Origin of the sequence: Roseinatronobacter domitianus (assembly GCF_023336755.1) — a bacterium.
GTDB lineage: Bacteria > Pseudomonadota > Alphaproteobacteria > Rhodobacterales > Rhodobacteraceae > Roseinatronobacter > Roseinatronobacter domitianus.
Window position 1 is genome coordinate 1 of the sequence record NZ_JALZWP010000011.1, and the last position, 17772, is coordinate 17772.

Below are 17772 nucleotides of genomic sequence, written 5' to 3' on the forward strand. Positions count from 1 at the left end.
GCAACCCATGCAACCTCATCTCCTGACATGATAACCAAAACAGCAATGCTTCCCGCCGCCTCAGCCAACCAACAACGTCCCCGCCGCCGGTGAAGCGCTATCTAGGCCACACGCTTTTTACACGCAACAGGAAAATGACAAATTGGGCAAAAAATTTGTCATTGCCCGATCTTCCGGCAGGTTTGATCCAGATCACGGCAGAAAAACAAAGATCTTATAGGTTCTTTAGCGTGCGAACTTCTTGGAAAGGAAAACACATGTCTTACAAAGCGCTTGCTCTGGGTCTTGCTTTTGCTGCAGCTAGCCCTGCACAGGCCGACAGCTTCTTTACATTCGAAGCCAACGGCACTTTCGAGGACGTGGTCTTCGAGGTGGAGATGGCCATCACCGGACGCGGCCTTGTGATAGATTCGGTCAATCACATCGGCGCAATGCTTGCCCGCACCAAGGAAGATGTCGGCGGGACCGAGGATCTGTTCACAGGTGCGCAGGTGATGTCCTTCTGTTCGGCCGATGTCTCGCGTCAGGTTATGGAAGATGATCTGATGAACATCCAATATTGCCCCTACGGGATCTATGTGTTCCAGCCTGCCGAAGATGGCGCACCCGTCATGATAGGCTACCGCGAATATAGTGACCGCAGCATGCAGCCGGTCAATTACCTGTTGCAGCAGATCGTGGCGGATGCCTCTGATTGATCGCGGATCAGTCACAAACGAACACGTTCCTTTGATTTGAAACACCAGGGCGCGACCGCTTAGCGGCGCGCCCTGTGACGTCAAGGCAGCTTCCCTGAAAGTTGAGCGCAATCCAATCCTGCACGGGGGGCGTATCGCTGGTGTCATTACGGAAATGACCAATGGAGGTTATACTATGTTCAAGACCACACTCAGCAGCGCTGCAATCGCAATGGCTTTGGCAACACCGGTTGTCGCCAATGGCGCCGAAGGCACCATAGTCGATATCGCAGCAGGCGATGACCGTTTTGAGACGCTTGTTGCTGCCGTGACTGCTGCTGGCCTTGTCGACACATTGTCGGGCGAAGGACCGTTCACCGTGTTTGCACCGACGGACGACGCTTTTGCAGCGCTGCCAGAGGGCACGGTCGAGGGTTTGCTGAATGACATCCCCACCTTGACCGCAATTCTGACCTATCACGTTGTGCCAGGTGCCGTCATGTCGGGTGATCTGAGCGATGGCATGATGCCAGCAACCGTGAATGGCCAGACCGTGACCATCGGAGTGGGTGACGGCGTGACCGTGGACGGCGCGAATGTGATCATTGCCGATATCGAAGCCTCGAACGGCGTGATCCATGTGATCGACTCGGTTATCCTGCCCGAATAATCACTCGTTAACTTGAAACGCTGCGGGCGGCCCTTCTGGCCGCCCGTTTGCATGTCAGGGCTTGAAGCTGCGGACCGTGTCGATCATCAGCGCCACATTCTCGGGGTCGGCATCGGGGGTTATTCCGTGGCCAAGGTTGAAAATATGCGGACCGTTGCGCAGGGCCGCGACGACCTTGCGGGTTTCATCCACCAGCTCTTGCCCCCCTGTCACCATGTGGCGTGACGCCAGATTGCCCTGCACACAGCCGTCTATTTGCACATTGGCTGCGGCCCATTCCGGCGTGACCGAATCGTCAATCGCTACGCAATCCGCACCACTGGCCTTATGAAAGCCTATGTAATGCTCTCCGCCTTCACGCGGGAAGGCGATGACGGGAATGCCGGGATGGCGGGCTTTCAGCGCATCAATAATCCGCTTTGTGGGGGCAAGCGCGTATTTCAGGAACGCGTCGCCTTTCAGCGAGCCCGCCCAAGAATCAAAAATCTTGACCACTTCTGCCCCGGCCTTGATCTGCATCGACAGATATTCAATCGTGGCATCGGTGATCCGGTCGATCAGCGCATCAAACGCTTCCGGCGCACCCTCGCGCATGGCATGGGCCGGGCCTTGATCTTTGGTGCCACGGCCTGCGATCATATAGGTGGCGACCGTCCAAGGCGCACCGGCGAAACCGATCAGCGTGGTTTCGCTCGGCAATTCGCGCGACAGGATGCGCACGGTTTCATAAATCGGGTTGAGCGTGTCGTGGATAGCATCGGTTGGCTTCAGCGCATCAACGCCCGCTTGGTCACTGATAGTGGACAGGCGCGGCCCCTCGCCCGTCACGAACCACAAATCGGCCCCAAGGGCTTGCGGCACCAGCAGGATATCGGCGAACAGGATTGCGGCATCAAACCCATAACGGCGGATCGGTTGCAGCGTGACCTCTGCCGCCAGTTCAGGATTATAGCACAACGACAGGAAATCCCCGGCCTGCGCACGGGTTGCGCGATATTCCGGCAGGTAGCGACCAGCCTGGCGCATCATCCAGATGGGCGGTGTGGGTAGGGTTTCACCGGCAAGGGCGCGCAGAATGGTCTTTGTCATATGGTTTTCTCCTTGGTCGCTCTTGTCGTCACAAGTCGGGCGCAAGTTGTCAAGTCTGCATGACACTCTGTGCTTGAAAGGTGCCATGTGCGGCGCTATGCAATTGCCATGACACAGACATTCCCGACCCCCGACCAGCCCCTGAAAATCGGCACGCGCGGTTCCCCGCTGGCGCTGGCACAGGCCCATGAAACGCGAAGCCGCCTGATGGCGGCGCATGGCCTGCCAGAGGCGGCGTTCGAAATCATGGTCATCAAGACCACGGGCGATGACCGCACGCTGATCGACGCGGACCGCCCGCTGAAAGAAATCGGGAATAAAGGCCTGTTCACCAAGGAAATCGAAGAGGCGATGGTCGAGGGACGAATCGACATTGCGGTGCATTCGATGAAGGACATGCCCACGGAACAGCCAGACGTGCTGACCTTGGGCTGTTACCTGCCGCGCGAAGATACACGCGATGCGTTCATTTCGCCCAGCACACAGGGCATTGCCGATCTGCCCAGCGGGGCGGTGGTCGGGTCTTCGTCTTTGCGCAGGCGCGCGCAACTGCTGAACAAACGCCCCGACCTGAAGGTTGTGGAATTTCGCGGCAATGTGCAGACCCGGTTGAAAAAGCTGCATGACGGCGTGGCAGATTGCACCTTCCTTGCCATGGCCGGGTTGAACCGCCTTGGCATGAGCGATCTGGCCAATGGCGGAATTGAGCCCGAGGACATGCTGCCCGCGATTGCCCAAGGTGCAATTGGCATTGAATGGCGCATTGCGGATACGGCCACGGCAGAATTGCTCGTGCCCTTGCACGATACCCCCACAGGACAGCGGCTGGATGCAGAGCGCGCGTTTCTGGCCGGGCTGGACGGATCGTGCGAAACCCCCATTGCGGGGCTTGCGCTGATCGAAGGCGACGAGATCTGGCTGCGCGGCGAAATCCTGCGGCCCGACGGCTCGCAAAAACTGGCAACCGAAGGGCGGGCTTTACTGGCGGACGGGGCCGCCTTGGGCCGCGAGTTGGCGGCAGAGCTACGCGGGCGCGCGCCTGCCGGGTTCTTTGATTGGCTTTAAGCCCGGCGCAGCAACCATGCGATTTCCTTACATGGAAGAACGGCTGCTATGCGGACGTTGCTGCCGTTTACAGAGTCTGCGCGAATCTCTTTTTCAAAGTTCTGCCATGGCTATTGATCGTCGATCCGTTGCTCCTCAATTCTCGCTTGCCATGTTTCAATCAGAAAAAGGGCCATGGACCCAGCAAGGTTAACCGTCAAAGCGGCATGACGCGGCTTGAATGGCACTCGTGAGCGCCCCCCAGCATGTGCATCACCGCCTTTGTTGCGCAAGGAACCAATACTTTGAACGACTCTTTGGCAGTTTCCCAGAATCGTTTTGAACACTTCTTCTTGGTGCTGGGATGGTGCGAGCTTTAAAACTTTTGCAGCTTCAGAATAAAGTTTCGGCACATTCCATTTTGCCTCCCACTTTGCACCGCTGTCCTCAATGATGTGTTTGCAGACCTCTTCGAGGAGGGTGCTTGCGGCGGTTACGGCGCCGTCAGGGTCGGTTGTTCGCCGTTCCAAAGCCTTCGCCCAAAAAGCTTGCACAGCGGGAGCATCATAGACATCAAGACCGTCTGTGATTGTGGCGTCTGCCGCACCGCCACCTGACTCGAGGAAGGTCAATAGCGGTATGAAGGCGTCAGTAACGTGGCCTCGACGGATGGCCCACGAACCTGAACCACTTGCGACGCTCGATAATGCTGACCGCACAGAAGTGGCATCATTTGAGAAACACACGAAGTTCGGCAGAAGCCGCTTACTTGCCGGGTCTTCCATTAGCCTTAGCCTGGCTAGTTTGTACGCGGCCTCCGACCCCCCTTGGGTCGTTAGGCCAATGATATTGTTTTTAAAAAATAGCGCACATTCAAAAAGGTCGTCAGGAATCTCAGGTTCAGCGAAATCGCCATATGTCATTAGCTGTCCTCGAACAAAGGCTTCCCGAATGTGGTCCAAGTGGCGATACAAATGAAAGGTCTCGAACGTTTGAAGCATCCAGACACCCGACATTCGGGGAAACCGCAGCATCGGTCAAAATGGACTCGAAGCCCTCAACCGCATTCTTTCACCGAGCGCCAAACACCAAGATCAAGCCGCCGCCTTCAGGCGCGGCACCAGCCCATGTGCCCAGCCTGAAATCGTGCCCGCGCCAAGGCAGACGACCATGTCACCGGGCTTGGCATGGGCGCGCACCAGTGCTTCCAAGGCTTCCTCTGTGTCCACGGCTTGCGCGTTGCGGTGGCCATGCGCGGCCAATCCTGCCAATAGGTCGTCGCGGCTGGCACCGGGAATGGGGTCTTCCCCGGCGGCATAGACGGGGGCAATGCCCACGACATCGGCCTCGTTGAAGCAGGTGCAGAAATCTTCGAACAGGCTGGACAGGCGCGTGTAGCGGTGCGGCTGGTGCACGGCGATCACGCGGCCCGTGCCGCCCAAAGCCTGCCGCGCGGCGCGCAGCACGGCGGCAATCTCGACCGGGTGGTGGCCGTAATCGTCGATGATGGTGACGCCACCCACCACGCCCACGCGGGTGAAGCGGCGGTTGACGCCGCCGAACTTCGCCAGCGCGGTCCGTATCTCTGCCGGGTTCATACCAAGGTGGCGCGCAGCAGCGACAGCAGAAAGCGCGTTCGACACGTTGTGATCGCCCGGCATGGGCAGGCTACACCCTTCGATCAAGCGGTCCTCGTCCTGTAGCGCGATGTCAAAATGCGCCACACCTGCTTCATAGCGCAAGTTCACAGCACGAATATCGGCCTGCGCGTTGAACCCGAATGTTACGACCCGGCGATCGGTCAGCTTGGCGACCAGCGCCTGCACTTCGGGGTGGTCGGTGCAGCAGATGGCCAGCCCGTAGAAAGGTATGCCACTGGCAAAATCGTAGAAACCTTTGCGTAGGGCATCGAAATCGCCCCAATGTTCCATATGTTCCGGGTCTATGTTCGTCACAATGGCAATGGTCGCGGGTAGACGATTGAAGCTGCCGTCGCTTTCATCCGCCTCGACGACCATCCATTCGCCTTCGCCTGCACGGGCGTTGGACCCGTAGGCATGAATCACACCGCCATTGATAACGGTCGGGTCCAGCCCACCTTCGTCCAGCAGCGCCGCGACCATGGTCGTTGTGGTGGTTTTGCCATGCGTGCCCGCCACGGCGATATTCGAGCGCAGGCGCATTAATTCGGCAAGCATCTCTGCCCGGCGCACAACGGGCAAACCCGCGCGGCGCGCAGCTTGCAATTCGGGATTGTCCGGCTTGATCGCGGTCGACACCACGATCACGGCAGCACCGTCGACATTTTCGGCCGTCTGTCCGATGAACACCTCTGCCCCCAGGCTTTGCAACCGTTCCGTGATGGCGCTTGCCTTCAGGTCAGACCCTTGCACGCGATAGCCATGCGTCATCAGCACTTCAGCGATCCCCGACATGCCAATGCCACCAATGCCGATGAAATGAATGGGGCCAATATCGGTGGGCAGCTTGGTCGCGGGGCTCATGGGCGTTCCTTTCGGGCAAGGGCTTCGACCAAGCCGGTCAGCGCTTCGGTGGCATCCGCACGGCCCGCGCCCAGCGCGGCCTGGGCCATGCGCGCTGCGGCGTTTGGGGTGGTCAGGATCGAATGCAAGGTTTCGGTCAAGGCAGGTGCGGTGAACTTGCTTTCGGGAAAGACCACTGCCGCATCTACCCCGCCCAGCATCCGGGCATTCGCCACCTGATGGTTTGCCGCTGCCGCCGCATAGGGCACCAGAACCGCGGGGCGTCCTATCACCGATATATCTGCCACAGAGGACGCCCCCGCCCGGCTGATGACCAACTGACACTCTGACAAGCGGCGCGGGATGTCGGAGAAAAACGGTGCAATGTCGGCTTTCACACCGCCAGCCTCGTAGGCGGCGACGACGCGGTCCATATCTTCCTCGCGCGCCTGATGCGCCACGGTCAGATTGCGTTTAAGATCGTCGGGCAAGGCGCTGATCGCCTCTGGCACCACATCCGACAGGATGCGCGCGCCTTGCGATCCGCCAATAACCAGCAGGTCCATCGGGTAATCGCCTGGCGAGATATAGCCTGCGCCGGCACGATCCAGAACCGCCGCGCGTACCGGGTTGCCGGTAAATTCGGCATTCAGCCCATCTGCCCCTTCGGTCGGCCAAGTGCCGCAAGCCAATTTATTCACGCGGCGCGCAAAGATCTGGTTCACACGGCCCAGCACGCCGTTTTGTTCGTGTATCATACGCGGAACGCGCAGCAGCCACGCCGCCCCAAGCGCCGGGATAGACGGATAACCGCCAAAGCCCACCACCGCGCGCGGGCGGTCAAGCACCATTCCCAGCGCCGCTGCCAAAACACCAAATACCAGCTTGAACGGCACCTTGACCTTGTCTGCCAAGCCACCGCGCGCGAAGGTCGCGGCACTCACCGTGTCAATACGAACAGCGTCGGGAAACCCGCCCGCATAGCGCGCGCCGCGAATGTCAGTTGACAGCTTGACCCGCCAGCCGCGCGCGAGCAACGCCTCGGCGAGCGCCTGCGCGGGAAACATATGCCCCCCGGTGCCGCCTGCCGCGATCAAGATCAGCGGTGTCTTGGCCATGGATATCCCCCCTGCCCTATCCGCGCCGGGCGAGGATTTCGCCCATCTCGCCCTGCGGGCGCTGGCGCGTCAGTGCCAGAAGCATACCGATTGCAATGCCTGTCGCAAGCAGCGACGAGCCACCGTAACTGACGAACGGCAAAGTCATGCCTTTCGCGGGCAGCAGCCGCACCGCCACCCCCATATTGATCATGGCTTGCAGGCAGAAAACGGCGACGATGCCGGTCCCGGCCAAACGGATGAACGTGTCGCGTTCGCGCATCAGGCGAAACAGCGACCGCAGCAGGATTGTCGCATAAAGCCCGATGATGAACACGACCAACACCAGCCCGTATTCTTCGGCCGCAACCGCAATGATGAAATCGGTATGCGCATCTGGAAGGGACCACTTAACCCGCCCTTCGCCAAGGCCCGTGCCGAAGAAACCGCCTTCCGAAATGGCGTTTTGCGCATAGCCCATCTGAGTGCGGGGATCGACATCCTGGGCCAGAAACCCGTCTATGCGACGCGCAAAATGCTCTGAATTTTGATAGGCGACATAACCACCAACAATCGCCAGGGCCGCCAGCCCAGTCAGCACGGCGATCGAAGCCCCGGCCACAAAATACACCACCATCCAGCCTGCGGCGACCAGCGCGGCCTGCCCGAAATCCGGTTGAATGACCAACAGGCCCACCACCAAAAGCGTGACCCCGAAGGACAAGGCGCGCCCCGGAGGACCGCCCACGTCCGAACTTGCGGCCATCAGCCAGGCGGCGAACACAGCCAGCATCGGTTTCAGAAACTCCGACGGCTGGATAGAGCCGATCCCGAAGCTATACCAGCGCACGGCACCTTTGCCGAAATCGGTCCCGAAAAACGGCAACAGGATCAGCCCGGTCAAGGTCAGCAGGAAGCCGATGGTGCCCAGCCTGCGCACGCGTTCGGGCGATGCCATTGAAATCAGCAACATTGCCATGATCCCAAGGCCGCCAAAAACGACCTGACGCTCGACATAGTAAAAGGGTTCCAACCCGTTGCGCTGCGCCAGCGGCGGAGACGCCGCCAGCCCCAACAAGATGCCCACTGCCATCAGCAGCAGCACAGATGTCAGTGTCATTTTGTCGATGGTTCGCCACCAGCGCGGCAGAATCGGATCTTCCACGCGCACGGGTGCGGTGCCATAGACCATTTCCGTCATTGGGCTGTCCTGCTCGGGTTGCCTGTTATGCCCGTTTTCCGGGTCTGGTGCACACCCTACCCCGAAACAGGCCGTCAATCCAGCCCAAAGGCATCAGACAGGCGTGAAGCCCCGGTCAGAGATTGCCATAGCGCGCCCCGTGCGGGCGGATTCTTGTGCGGCCATCCCCATCAGCACTGCCCAGATGCCATCATCCAACGACACCTCGACCGCACCTTGCCCGCGCACCACGTCGGCAAAACGGGCGTGCTGGTAGTAGGTCGACCCGTTATGATCGCCCGCCGCCAGTAGCGCGGGATCGACCGCGATATCTATGGCACGCGGACCTTTCGGGTCGCGCGGGCTCTCAATCAATTGCGGGACCGGCGGCGCGCCCAGATGCGCGGGCCAAAAGCGTCCCGGCCCCGGCACAAGACACTCAATCTTGCCCTTGGGGCCGATGGCGGAAATCTCTTCCTGATACCGCGCCCCTTCGGCGAACATGCACAATTCCAGCATGGCGTGCGCGCCGCGTTTGAAATCCACGATGACATAAGCATTATCCCAGATATCAGGCGTCTGTCCGTCATAGCTTTCATCCAGATGGTTCACGTCTTGCCCACCCGAGGCCATGATCCGCACCGGATCATCCTTCAGGATATGCCGCATAAGATCAAAGAAATGGCAGCATTTCTCTACCAGAGTGCCACCGGTCTGAGCGTTGAACCGGTTCCAGTCACCAACCTTTGGCAAAAAGGGGAAGCGGTGTTCACGGATCGTCAGCATCCTGATCCCGCCAGTCGCCTGCTCTGCCGTATCAATAAGTGCTGCGACGGGCGGCATGTAACGATACTCCATCGCCACCCAGACAGGTGCAGAAAGACCCAGCCCCCGAACCCTGTCCAGGTCGGTGGGGTCGGTGAACAAGGGCTTTTCCACCAATACCGGGCGCGGGCTGGCCTGCGCGATTTGTTCCAGCTGCGGCAAATGCATATGATTGGGGCTGGTGACGACAAGCGCCTCGACCATCCTATCGGCCAACAGCTCTTCCACGCTATCCACAAATCGCGCGCCGGGCGCCAAAGCAGCAGCCTCGGCCCGCATGCCCGCATCCGGCTCAAAGATCGCACCGACATGCGCGCCCTCGACCAGCGCGATATTGCGCAAATGTTCCTGCCCCATCATGCCACAGCCGATCATGCCGTAACAAATTGCCTTGCTCATTTTCCTGTCCTTATTTCAGGCGCGACACATACTGCGCCACATTCGGGTCAAACCATGTTTCCGACACTTCCGCGCGTTGGTTGTCCTGCCCCCAGCTGATGCGCAGAATATGGCCCGCGACCGCGCCGGGCCGCAGGCCGAAGGCTGCAGGCGCAAAATCGGGGACGAGGCCGGTGCCGATCCGGTCCTCTGCCCGTGCGATCCACAGGCCAAGCTGCATACGGTAATGCAGATAAAGAGATTGCGACAACTCATCCGCATGCAATTCCCGCGCATAGGCACCGTCCAGCCAGATTTCCTCTACGGCCACCGGCTGGCCCGACAGCAGCCGCAACCGGCGAATGCGGTGCGCATCGGACGCGCTCCCGAAGTCGGGCAGATGCGCAGGCTTGGGGCAGCGCGCCACGTCCAGCACCTTGGCCGAGGGCAAGCCCCCTCCTGCAACCAGTTCCAGCCGGAACAGGGCATAAATACTGTCCACCTCTGGCAGAGCGCGAATGTAGTTTCCGGACCCATGCACCCGTTCCAGCAAGCCCTTGTCCGCCAAGTCTTGCAACGCCTTGCGCAAGGTGCCCACAGCCACGCCCAAGTCAGACGCCATCTCACGCTCCGGCGCCAGTCGCGCACCGTCCATAAGGCGCCCGGCGGCAATGTCCCGGATCAACAACTCACTGATCTGCTGGTAACGCGGCAAGGCGCCGCTTGGCGCGTCGGTCATGGCACTCAGTCCACGGCTTCGCCAAGCCGCAGCCGAGCTTGCGCAATCCCGTCAGAGCGGAACACATGGCATAGGTCGGGCTGCACGCCCAGCACCACCTCTGCGCCGCGTGCAAGCCCGGTCTGGCCCGACATATGCACCGTCACCTCAACCCCGTCCGGGCCGCAGCAATAGAGGTAACTCTCTCCGCCCAATTGCTCGATATTCTCGACCGTGGCGGTAATTCCGTTCTCGCCCTCTGCGACAGGGTGCAAATGCTCCGGGCGCACCCCCAGATCGACCCTGTTGCCGGGGTTCAAGCCCCGGCCATCGACGCTGGCCTGCAATTCCCGCCCAGACGGGTCGCGCAGGCGCACACCAACACCATCCGCATCAACCACTTCGCAGGCAATGAAATTCATCCGGGGCGACCCGATAAACCCGGCCACGAACTTATTCGCGGGCCGGTTATACAAATCGATCGGCGCGCCCTGCTGCTCGATCCGGCCATCACGCAAGACCACGATGCGGTCTGCCATGGTCATCGCCTCGACCTGGTCATGCGTGACATACACCATCGTATTGCCAATGCGCCGGTGCAGACCGGCGATCTCACCGCGCATGGTCACGCGCAATTCGGCATCAAGGTTCGACAAAGGCTCGTCAAACAAGAATACCTTGGGCTCGCGCACCACCGCACGCCCGATGGCCACACGCTGTCGCTGCCCCCCCGACAGCGCCTTGGGCTTTCGGTCCAGATAAGGCTCCAGCTGCAACATGCGCGCGGCCTCAGTCACCCGCGCGTCAATCTCGGCCCGCGCCATTCGTATATTCTCCAACCCGAAAGCAAGATTCGCACGCACGCTCATATGCGGGTAGAGCGCATAGGTCTGGAACACCATCGCAAGGCCGCGCTCGCTGGCACGCTGGTCATTCACCCGCTCCCCCCCAATCAAAAGGTCGCCGCCAGTTATCTCCTCCAACCCCGCAATCATCCGCAACAGGGTCGATTTCCCACAACCGGACGGGCCAACGAAAACACAGAACTCGCCATCCGCGATCTCCAGATCCACCCCATGGATCACCCGCACAGCGCCGTATTCCTTGACAATCCCCTTCAGCGACAGCCCAGCCATAACGCCTCCTCCCCTTCATCCTTGCCCCAAATATCCTGGGGGAGTCGCGCGTCCGCGCGACGGGGGCAAAGCCCCCTCAACAAAAGCCTTGCGCCGCAGGCGCTCATTTTACGCCAGATTGGGCAATGCCCTGCGTGATGTATTTCTGCAAGAACGCGAACACGATGGTAATTGGCAGCAGCGTCAGCACGGTCATCGCCAACAAGCTGGACCAGCTTGTCTGCAATTCGCCTTGAAAGCTGTTCAGCGCCAGTTGCAATGTGAACACTTCCGACCGGTTCAGCACGATCAGGGGCCACAGGAATTCGTTCCAGCGCCACATGACCGAGAAGATCACCAAGACAGCCAGCGCCGGGGCAGACAGCGGCAGAACGATCTTCCAGTAGACCTTCCATTCGCTCGCATTGTCCATCCGCGCGGCATCCAGCAGATCATCCGGGATCGTCAGCATGTATTGGCGCAGCAGGAACACGCCCGTGGGCGTCGCGATCGCAGGCCAGATCACGCCCCAGTGGCTGTTGACCATGCCCATTTCGGAAATCACCAAAAACAAAGGCACCAGCGTGATCGTCGGCGGGATCATCAATGTTGCGATAATCAGAACGAAGACCGCGTTGCGCCCGGTGAACTTGTATTTGGCCAGCGCAAAGGCGGCCATCGAATTGAACAAGACCGTCAGAACGGTCGCAACCACGGTGATGAAGGTCGAATTCCAGAAATACAGCATAAAGTTGAAGCGCTCAAAGACACCGGTGTAATTCTCGGTGGCGACACCGAATTCCCGCAAGGCGTCGCGGTCGCCGATCGCCACGTTCAACCGCTCGGAGGGGTTGGCCGGATCGACCATCTGCGCATTCAGCCCAATGCGGCGCACCTGCGCCAGTTCGCGGCCTGCATGCTCGCCCGCGGTGATGGTGAATAACTGCAGCGGTTGCTCAAAACCGTCGACCTGCACCTCTATCGGCACCAGCGGCAGGAATTTGGGCGGGTATTCCTGCAAGGCCGCTTCGGTTTTGAAGCTGGACAACACCAGCCACATCACCGGTCCCAACATCAACACCACGCCAAGGCCCAGAAACCCGAAAGAGAGCCAGTCTGTCAGGTCAAACCCATGGCGCCCACGCCGCCCTAATATCCACCCAAACATCAGTTATCCCCCGATTGTTTGCGCGTGGCGGCAAGCTGCATCATCGTCAAAACGAACAGCACACCGGCCATCAAAAGCGACGCCGCAGCCGCCAGCCCATACAGGCGCGGTCGGGTGGCAAAGCCCACATCATAAATATACTGGATCAACAATGTCGTGGCCGACCCCGGCCCGCCGCCAGTCAGGACATAGATTTCATCAAACGCCTGCACCGCGCGGATGACCGACAGGACCATCACGACCAGCATCGTCGGCATCAAGAGCGGCAAGGTAATGCGCCACAGCGACCGCCAGCGCGGTGTGCCATCCATCTCGGCGGCTTCATACACATCGGACGGAATGGATTGCAGACCCGCCAGCAGGATCAGCACATAAAACCCCATGTTGCACCAGATCGATACGAACACGACCCAGAAGAACGCCCAGTCTGCCTCTAGCAGCCAGTTGACTGTGCCAAAGCCTGCGCCTTCAAGCCCGGCATTCAACACGCCATTGCGCTGCAATATCCATTTCCAGATCAGCGCCACGACCACGGGCGATAGCAGCACCGGGTAGAAAAACACTGCCCGGAAGAACCCGCGCAGCACAATGTCGCGGTTCAGGATCAGCGCGGTAATCAGTGAGAACAGGATCATGAACCCGACCTGCATCAGCACAAACCAGCCGGTATTGCCGACCGCGCGCCAGAACAGGTCGCGATGGCAGGAGTTCGGGTCGAAATAGCTTTCGCAATCCAGCAGGCTGGCGAAATGCTCGGTGCCCACGAAGGGACGGTCGGCCAGCAGAATGCGGTCGCCACCGGTGGTGGCAAAGACGAAATTCAGGATGATCGGCAGAAAAGTGAACAGGCCGAAGATCAGCAGGTTTGGCAGCAGGAATACCCATGCGATCCGGCTTTGCCCGAACAGGCGTTGCAAGGCCAGCATCGGGCGTTCGAACAGGTTGAACGCGCCATCATAGGCTTGGGTGGCAAGCGTTTTCAGCATCTTGCGTCACTTCCTGTGCGAAGAAAGGACCGGCCCACCTGCGCAAGCTGGCAGGCCGGTCACGTCGGGAGGACACCCTGACGTTGTTACTGCGCGATCGCCTCGGCGATATCGGCATCAAGCCGCGTCAGCGCATCTTCAAGGCTCAACTCGCCCACAATGGCTTGGGTGATCCGCGCGGGCGTCGAGGTGTAGATCGCCCGGTTATTGGCATAGCCTTGCAGCGCATAGGCACTGTCCGCAAAGGTCGGAATCGACGCCGCAAACGTGGTCAGGGCCGCTTTCACATCATCGCTCACATCCTGATAGGCGATCCCCTGCTCTTGCAGAACGGAATTGGCCGGGATGTTGCGGGTCTGCGCCAGAACCGCGCCCTGCACCTCGTCACGCGCCATGAACTCCATCAGCTTGCCCACGGCTTCGGGGTGCTCGGTCTGTTTGAACCCGACAATGCCTGCGCCACCCGGCATACCCGTGCAAGCAACGGGGCCGCAGATACCGCCGGTGGCAACCCAATCGAACGCATCGCCAATGTCGCGGCCAAAGCGCCCGATCTGCCAGCTACCAGAGTAATACATCACAAGGTTCGCGTTGATGAATTCGGCGGCTGCGTCCTGATAGGTGCCACCACCCGCACCCGCCCAGACATCGCGCGCCAAAGTGCCGTCTTCGTGCCATGCGACGAACTGCTCGGCAAATGTGCGAAAGCCGTCATCGACCAGAATCGGGTCGCCATTCGCGTCGAAATAAGCCGCGCCATAAGACATGGCAGGACCGGCGAACCTGTGGCCAGTGCGGTCGATGGCCATGGCGAAATCGACGCCCACGGCATCGCGCACCGCGCGGCTGGCTTCGGCCCATTGCGCCCATGTGGCCCCCGCACCCGGCATTTCGACGCCCGCTTGGTCAAACAGCGTCTTGTTTGCAAAACCGCCCGTCGCGGTCAGCTGGTCGACGATGTTATAGATGCCATCTGCGTTGTTGTCGCCCACACGCGCCCAAGCCAGCGACTGGCCGTAGCGCGCTTCGATCGCGTCCGCGTCGGACACATAGGGCCGCACATCCAGCATGAAGCGGGCAAGACCGCCGTAATCGGTCACGCGCGCCAGATCGGGGCCTTCGCCCACTTCCAGTTGCACCGGCAAAGATTCGATGATCGAGGCATAAGGCACCTCATCCACGATCACGGAAATACCGGGGTTCTCTGCCTCGAACGTGGCCATTTGCGCACCCCAGGCGGCACATTCGCTGCCATCCTGATAGCACATGAAACGCAATTCCTGTGCGCCTGCGGCACCAGCCGCCAAGACCAGCCCGAGGGCCGTGGTTGTTAGTGTGGTTTTCATCATCTTCCTCCCTTGATGAAAGTCCGGCCTTTTTATCAGGGCACCTCTTGCCCGGCCGCTGCGGTCCATAATTCGAACCAGTCCTCCCGCGAAAGCGTCACGCGCGTCGCGTCTGCAATCCGTGCGATCCGCTCCAACGAATTTGTGCCCAGAACCGGCAGGATGCGCGCGGGATGCGCAAGCAACCATGCGATTGCCACGGCATCCGTGCCCACGCCCTGCGCTGTCGCGTGGCGTTCCAAATGCGGGCGCAGGCGCGTGGCTGCGTCCCCCTCACCGAACAGAGCGCCCCCTGCCAAGGGCGACCACGCCATCGGCGGCACGCCCAACCGTTGCAGATGCGCCAAATCGCCATTGGTAAAGCTGTCGCGCGCGATCAGGCTCATCTCGATCTGGTTGGTGCAAAGTTGCGTGGCCATCGCGGATTGCAGCAAATCCCAATCCCATGGCCGGAAATTCGACACACCCACGGCACGAACCTTGCCTTCCGTCACAAGCGCGTCCAGTGCAGCCCCTGTTTCATGGTGGTCCATCATGGGATCGGGCCGATGTATTAACAGCAAGTCGATGTGGTCTGTCGCCATATGCGTCAGCGATGCCTCGACAGAGGCGCGGATATGCCGTGCGCTGGTATCATAATGCTTCACGCGGGCGCTGGCATATTTCCCAACGGGTGCCACGATATCGCATTTCGTGACCAGCTCGACCTTATCGCGCAGTCCGGGAGCAGCGCGGAACGCGGCCCCAAGGATCGCCTCTGCCTCGTATCCGCCGTAGATATCCGCCTGATCCATGGTCGAAATGCCTTGGGCCAGACAGGCTTCGACCTTGGCCTGCACATGGGCTGGACTGGTATCTGCATCATCGCCCAGCCGCCACATGCCATAGACAAGACGCGACAGGGTCAGGTCGTCGGTTAGGTTTATACGGTCCATCACACACGTTCCCCCACGCCCAAGGGCGTTGCCGGTATTTCATTTGGCACGCGGCCATATTCATGCGGCAGCGAGCAGGTGTTGAGATGCGGCATAACCAGCCGCCCAAAATGCTGGCATTCGTCCAAATGCGGATAGCCAGAGAAGATAAAAGCGCGGATGCCCATTTTGCGATAGCGTTCCAGCTTGGTCAGCACCTGATCGGCACTGCCCACCAAAGCCGCCCCACAGCCAGAGCGCGCGCGCCCCACACCTGTCCAAAGGTTGGATTCGGTATACCCGAACGTGTCAGCCAGTTCCCGCGCGCGGGCCTGATGTGACACGCCAAGGCTGTCGCTGTCATGCGCGCGTTCGCGGATAAGCTGGCCATATTCATCATCCAGGTTGCTGACCAGATGGTCTGCGTAGTCGCGCGCCTCGGCCTCGGTGTCGCGGACAATGACATGCACGCGCAGCCCGTAATCCAAGGTCCGGCCATGCGCCTCGGCGCGAGCATGCACCGCGCGCATACGCTCTGCCAACTGATCTTCGGTTTCGGGCCACATCAGGTAGACATCGCATTGCGCCGCACACAGCTCCAGCGCATGAGGGGAATAGCCCCCAAAATACAAAAGCGGGCCGCCATTTTGCTGGTAGGGTTTGGCAGGCGCGGTCGGCACGCCTTTAAACTGGTAAATCTCGCCGTCGTGGTTAATCTCATCGCGTTCCCACGCCTGACGCAGAATCTGCACCACTTCATGGCTGCGCTTATAGCGGTAGGCGCTGTCTGCCACTTCGCCCGGAAAATCGGAACTGATGACATTCAGCGTCAGCCGCCCCTTCAGCATGTGGTCCAAGGTGGCCACCGTGCGCGCCAGCATGATCGGCTGCATTTCACCGCAGCGAATGGCGGCCAGCATATTAATGCGGTCTGTCACCTGAGAGGCGGCGGCAACAAAGCTGAGCGTATCCTGCCCGACCTGATAGCTGGACGGGCAAAGGATGTTGCGAAAGCCTTGAGCCTCGGCTGATGTCACGATGTCGCTGCAATGCTCCCAACTGGAACGCAGCTCGCCTTCGGGCACGCCCAGAAAGCGGTAATCATCCGAACACAGCGCCGCGAACCACGACACCTCGGCCGCATCCAGATCGCCCGAAGTTACCGGCACGATAGTCATGATCTTCCCCCTCTGCGCCCTGTTAAATCGAGCACTTTCGCCAGACCGTAGCAAAGCGATTTATATAAATCAATAATGTATCAATTTACGGATGCATCTTTTTGGTTGCACTTCCTCAGGGTCAAGACTAGCTTAGAATTATTCTAATATTGGGATAGCCAGGATGACCGAGCCAACCCTTCTGATCGTCTTCATCGCCGCTGTTGTCACCGCGCTGGCAACCGGGTTGGGTGCCTTGCCCTTATTGGCGGTAAAATCCATGTCCGCGCGCAGCTTGGCCTTGGGCAACGCGCTTGCGGCTGGGCTGATGCTGGCGGCCAGCGTGACGCTTGTTATGGAAGGGTTCGACTTATCGGCCCTGCGCACCGTGGGCGGCATTGTGCTGGGGGTCGTGCTGATCTGGCTGGTCAAGAAATTGCTGGACCGGCAAGGCGAGGTCAGCTTGGGCGATTTGCAAGGCGCGGATGCCGCAAAAATCCTGATGATTATGGGCGTGATGACCGCGCATTCCGCCGCAGAGGGCATCGGTGTTGGCGTCGCCTTTGGCGGCGGGCGCCCCTTGGGGGATCTGATAACGCTGGCGATTGCGTTGCACAATGTCCCCGAGGGGCTGGCAATCGCGCTAATCATGGTCCCGCGCGGGGCATCTGTCGCCAAGGCTGGCTGGTGGGCGATCGTGTCATCGCTGCCGCAACCGCTGCTGGCAGTTCCGGCCTTCCTGTTCGTGCTGTATTTCGAACCGGTTCTGCCCGTCGGGCTTGGCTTGGCCGCCGGGGCAATGCTGTGGATGATCTTTTCCGAACTGCTGCCCGAAGCGCAGGAACAGGCTGACAACTCCACCATCGGGGTGATCGTAACGCTGGCCTTCGCCGCCATGATGGCCGTGACGCTGGTGATGGGCTAG

At 60.1% G+C, this 17772-nt stretch carries 17 protein-coding genes; 4 read left to right on the forward strand and 13 right to left on the reverse strand.

From position 1 onward, the window contains the following. Positions 1-257: 257 nt before the first annotated feature. Together M3N55_RS11460 and M3N55_RS11465 are read left to right on the forward strand one after the other, a co-directional pair. Positions 258-698, forward strand: coding sequence for a DUF302 domain-containing protein (locus M3N55_RS11460; RefSeq protein WP_249059065.1), 441 nt, complete (start codon positions 258-260; stop codon positions 696-698). A gap of 175 nt (positions 699-873) precedes the next feature. Beyond that, complete coding sequence (locus tag M3N55_RS11465; protein ID WP_249059068.1) at positions 874-1347, forward strand: fasciclin domain-containing protein; 474 nt, start codon at positions 874-876, stop codon at positions 1345-1347. Between the two features lie 54 nt (positions 1348-1401). On the opposite strand, the gene hemE is transcribed toward M3N55_RS11465, so the two are convergent. Then, on the reverse strand, positions 1402-2436 hold the full coding sequence (gene hemE, locus M3N55_RS11470) for a uroporphyrinogen decarboxylase (protein WP_249059071.1): 1035 nt from the start codon (positions 2434-2436) through the stop codon (positions 1402-1404). Positions 2437-2544: 108 nt separating this feature from the next. Here hemE and hemC point away from each other — a divergent pair, with 108 nt between their 5' ends. Further along, positions 2545-3501 (forward strand): hydroxymethylbilane synthase, encoded by a 957-nt coding sequence (gene hemC / locus M3N55_RS11475; RefSeq protein WP_249059074.1) that lies wholly within the window; start codon positions 2545-2547, stop codon positions 3499-3501. A 110-nt stretch (positions 3502-3611) separates the two neighbouring features. On the opposite strand, the gene M3N55_RS11480 is transcribed toward hemC, so the two are convergent. The 12 genes from M3N55_RS11480 to M3N55_RS11535 all read right to left on the reverse strand — a co-directional run bounded on the left by M3N55_RS11480 (position 3612) and on the right by M3N55_RS11535 (position 16868). Continuing rightward, a complete protein-coding gene (locus M3N55_RS11480) occupies positions 3612-4403 on the reverse strand; it encodes an abortive infection family protein (protein WP_249059076.1) in 792 nt (263 codons plus the stop codon). Positions 4404-4574: 171 nt separating this feature from the next. Next, a complete protein-coding gene (murC, locus tag M3N55_RS11485) occupies positions 4575-5984 on the reverse strand; it encodes a UDP-N-acetylmuramate--L-alanine ligase (RefSeq protein ID WP_249059079.1) in 1410 nt (469 codons plus the stop codon). Then, positions 5981-7081: a UDP-N-acetylglucosamine--N-acetylmuramyl-(pentapeptide) pyrophosphoryl-undecaprenol N-acetylglucosamine transferase gene (locus M3N55_RS11490; protein WP_249059092.1), complete on the reverse strand. Its 1101-nt coding sequence runs from the start codon at positions 7079-7081 to the stop codon at positions 5981-5983. The genes murC and M3N55_RS11490 overlap by 4 nt, the downstream gene beginning before the upstream one ends. A 16-nt stretch (positions 7082-7097) precedes the next feature. Beyond that, the gene (locus tag M3N55_RS11495) at positions 7098-8261 is read right to left on the reverse strand and encodes a peptidoglycan glycosyltransferase FtsW (protein WP_249059096.1); all 1164 of its coding nucleotides are present in this window, start codon (positions 8259-8261) and stop codon (positions 7098-7100) included. 93 nt (positions 8262-8354) lie between these two features. Further along, positions 8355-9464, reverse strand: coding sequence for a Gfo/Idh/MocA family protein (locus M3N55_RS11500; RefSeq protein ID WP_249059104.1), 1110 nt, complete (start codon positions 9462-9464; stop codon positions 8355-8357). 10 nt (positions 9465-9474) lie between these two features. Next, positions 9475-10182 (reverse strand): GntR family transcriptional regulator, encoded by a 708-nt coding sequence (locus M3N55_RS11505; RefSeq protein WP_249059106.1) that lies wholly within the window; start codon positions 10180-10182, stop codon positions 9475-9477. A 5-nt stretch (positions 10183-10187) separates the two neighbouring features. Beyond that, positions 10188-11297 (reverse strand): ABC transporter ATP-binding protein, encoded by a 1110-nt coding sequence (locus tag M3N55_RS11510; RefSeq protein WP_249059108.1) that lies wholly within the window; start codon positions 11295-11297, stop codon positions 10188-10190. Between the two features lie 103 nt (positions 11298-11400). Continuing rightward, the gene (locus tag M3N55_RS11515; protein WP_249059112.1) at positions 11401-12444 is read right to left on the reverse strand and encodes a carbohydrate ABC transporter permease; all 1044 of its coding nucleotides are present in this window, start codon (positions 12442-12444) and stop codon (positions 11401-11403) included. Then, entirely contained in the window at positions 12444-13430 is a 987-nt protein-coding gene (locus tag M3N55_RS11520) for a carbohydrate ABC transporter permease (RefSeq protein WP_249059115.1), read from the reverse strand. The genes M3N55_RS11515 and M3N55_RS11520 overlap by 1 nt, the downstream gene beginning before the upstream one ends. A gap of 86 nt (positions 13431-13516) precedes the next feature. Next, a complete protein-coding gene (locus M3N55_RS11525) occupies positions 13517-14779 on the reverse strand; it encodes an ABC transporter substrate-binding protein (protein WP_249059118.1) in 1263 nt (420 codons plus the stop codon). Between the two features lie 32 nt (positions 14780-14811). Further along, positions 14812-15711 (reverse strand): aldo/keto reductase, encoded by a 900-nt coding sequence (locus M3N55_RS11530; protein ID WP_249059129.1) that lies wholly within the window; start codon positions 15709-15711, stop codon positions 14812-14814. Continuing rightward, the gene (locus tag M3N55_RS11535; RefSeq protein ID WP_249059131.1) at positions 15711-16868 is read right to left on the reverse strand and encodes an LLM class flavin-dependent oxidoreductase; all 1158 of its coding nucleotides are present in this window, start codon (positions 16866-16868) and stop codon (positions 15711-15713) included. The genes M3N55_RS11530 and M3N55_RS11535 overlap by 1 nt, the downstream gene beginning before the upstream one ends. A gap of 163 nt (positions 16869-17031) precedes the next feature. On the opposite strand from M3N55_RS11535, the gene M3N55_RS11540 reads away from it, so the two are divergent. Next, positions 17032-17772, forward strand: coding sequence for a ZIP family metal transporter (locus M3N55_RS11540; RefSeq protein ID WP_249059134.1), 741 nt, complete (start codon positions 17032-17034; stop codon positions 17770-17772).

What these genes read in the sequence shown, in the direction of transcription:
- M3N55_RS11465 (WP_249059068.1), top strand. Translation starts at nt 874, where the DNA reads ATGTTCAAGACCACACTCAGCAGCGCTGCAATCGCAATGGCTTTGGCA.
- M3N55_RS11515 (WP_249059112.1), bottom strand. Translation starts at nt 12,444, where the DNA reads ATGTTTGGGTGGATATTAGGGCGGCGTGGGCGCCATGGGTTTGACCTG.
- M3N55_RS11505 (WP_249059106.1), bottom strand. Translation starts at nt 10,182, where the DNA reads ATGACCGACGCGCCAAGCGGCGCCTTGCCGCGTTACCAGCAGATCAGT.
- hemE (WP_249059071.1), bottom strand. Translation starts at nt 2,436, where the DNA reads ATGACAAAGACCATTCTGCGCGCCCTTGCCGGTGAAACCCTACCCACA.
- hemC (WP_249059074.1), top strand. Translation starts at nt 2,545, where the DNA reads ATGACACAGACATTCCCGACCCCCGACCAGCCCCTGAAAATCGGCACG.
- M3N55_RS11540 (WP_249059134.1), top strand. Translation starts at nt 17,032, where the DNA reads ATGACCGAGCCAACCCTTCTGATCGTCTTCATCGCCGCTGTTGTCACC.
- M3N55_RS11480 (WP_249059076.1), bottom strand. Translation starts at nt 4,403, where the DNA reads ATGACATATGGCGATTTCGCTGAACCTGAGATTCCTGACGACCTTTTT.
- M3N55_RS11520 (WP_249059115.1), bottom strand. Translation starts at nt 13,430, where the DNA reads ATGCTGAAAACGCTTGCCACCCAAGCCTATGATGGCGCGTTCAACCTG.
- murC (WP_249059079.1), bottom strand. Translation starts at nt 5,984, where the DNA reads ATGAGCCCCGCGACCAAGCTGCCCACCGATATTGGCCCCATTCATTTC.
- M3N55_RS11490 (WP_249059092.1), bottom strand. Translation starts at nt 7,081, where the DNA reads ATGGCCAAGACACCGCTGATCTTGATCGCGGCAGGCGGCACCGGGGGG.
- M3N55_RS11500 (WP_249059104.1), bottom strand. Translation starts at nt 9,464, where the DNA reads ATGAGCAAGGCAATTTGTTACGGCATGATCGGCTGTGGCATGATGGGG.
- M3N55_RS11525 (WP_249059118.1), bottom strand. Translation starts at nt 14,779, where the DNA reads ATGATGAAAACCACACTAACAACCACGGCCCTCGGGCTGGTCTTGGCG.
- M3N55_RS11530 (WP_249059129.1), bottom strand. Translation starts at nt 15,711, where the DNA reads ATGGACCGTATAAACCTAACCGACGACCTGACCCTGTCGCGTCTTGTC.
- M3N55_RS11495 (WP_249059096.1), bottom strand. Translation starts at nt 8,261, where the DNA reads ATGACGGAAATGGTCTATGGCACCGCACCCGTGCGCGTGGAAGATCCG.
- M3N55_RS11510 (WP_249059108.1), bottom strand. Translation starts at nt 11,297, where the DNA reads ATGGCTGGGCTGTCGCTGAAGGGGATTGTCAAGGAATACGGCGCTGTG.
- M3N55_RS11460 (WP_249059065.1), top strand. Translation starts at nt 258, where the DNA reads ATGTCTTACAAAGCGCTTGCTCTGGGTCTTGCTTTTGCTGCAGCTAGC.
- M3N55_RS11535 (WP_249059131.1), bottom strand. Translation starts at nt 16,868, where the DNA reads ATGACTATCGTGCCGGTAACTTCGGGCGATCTGGATGCGGCCGAGGTG.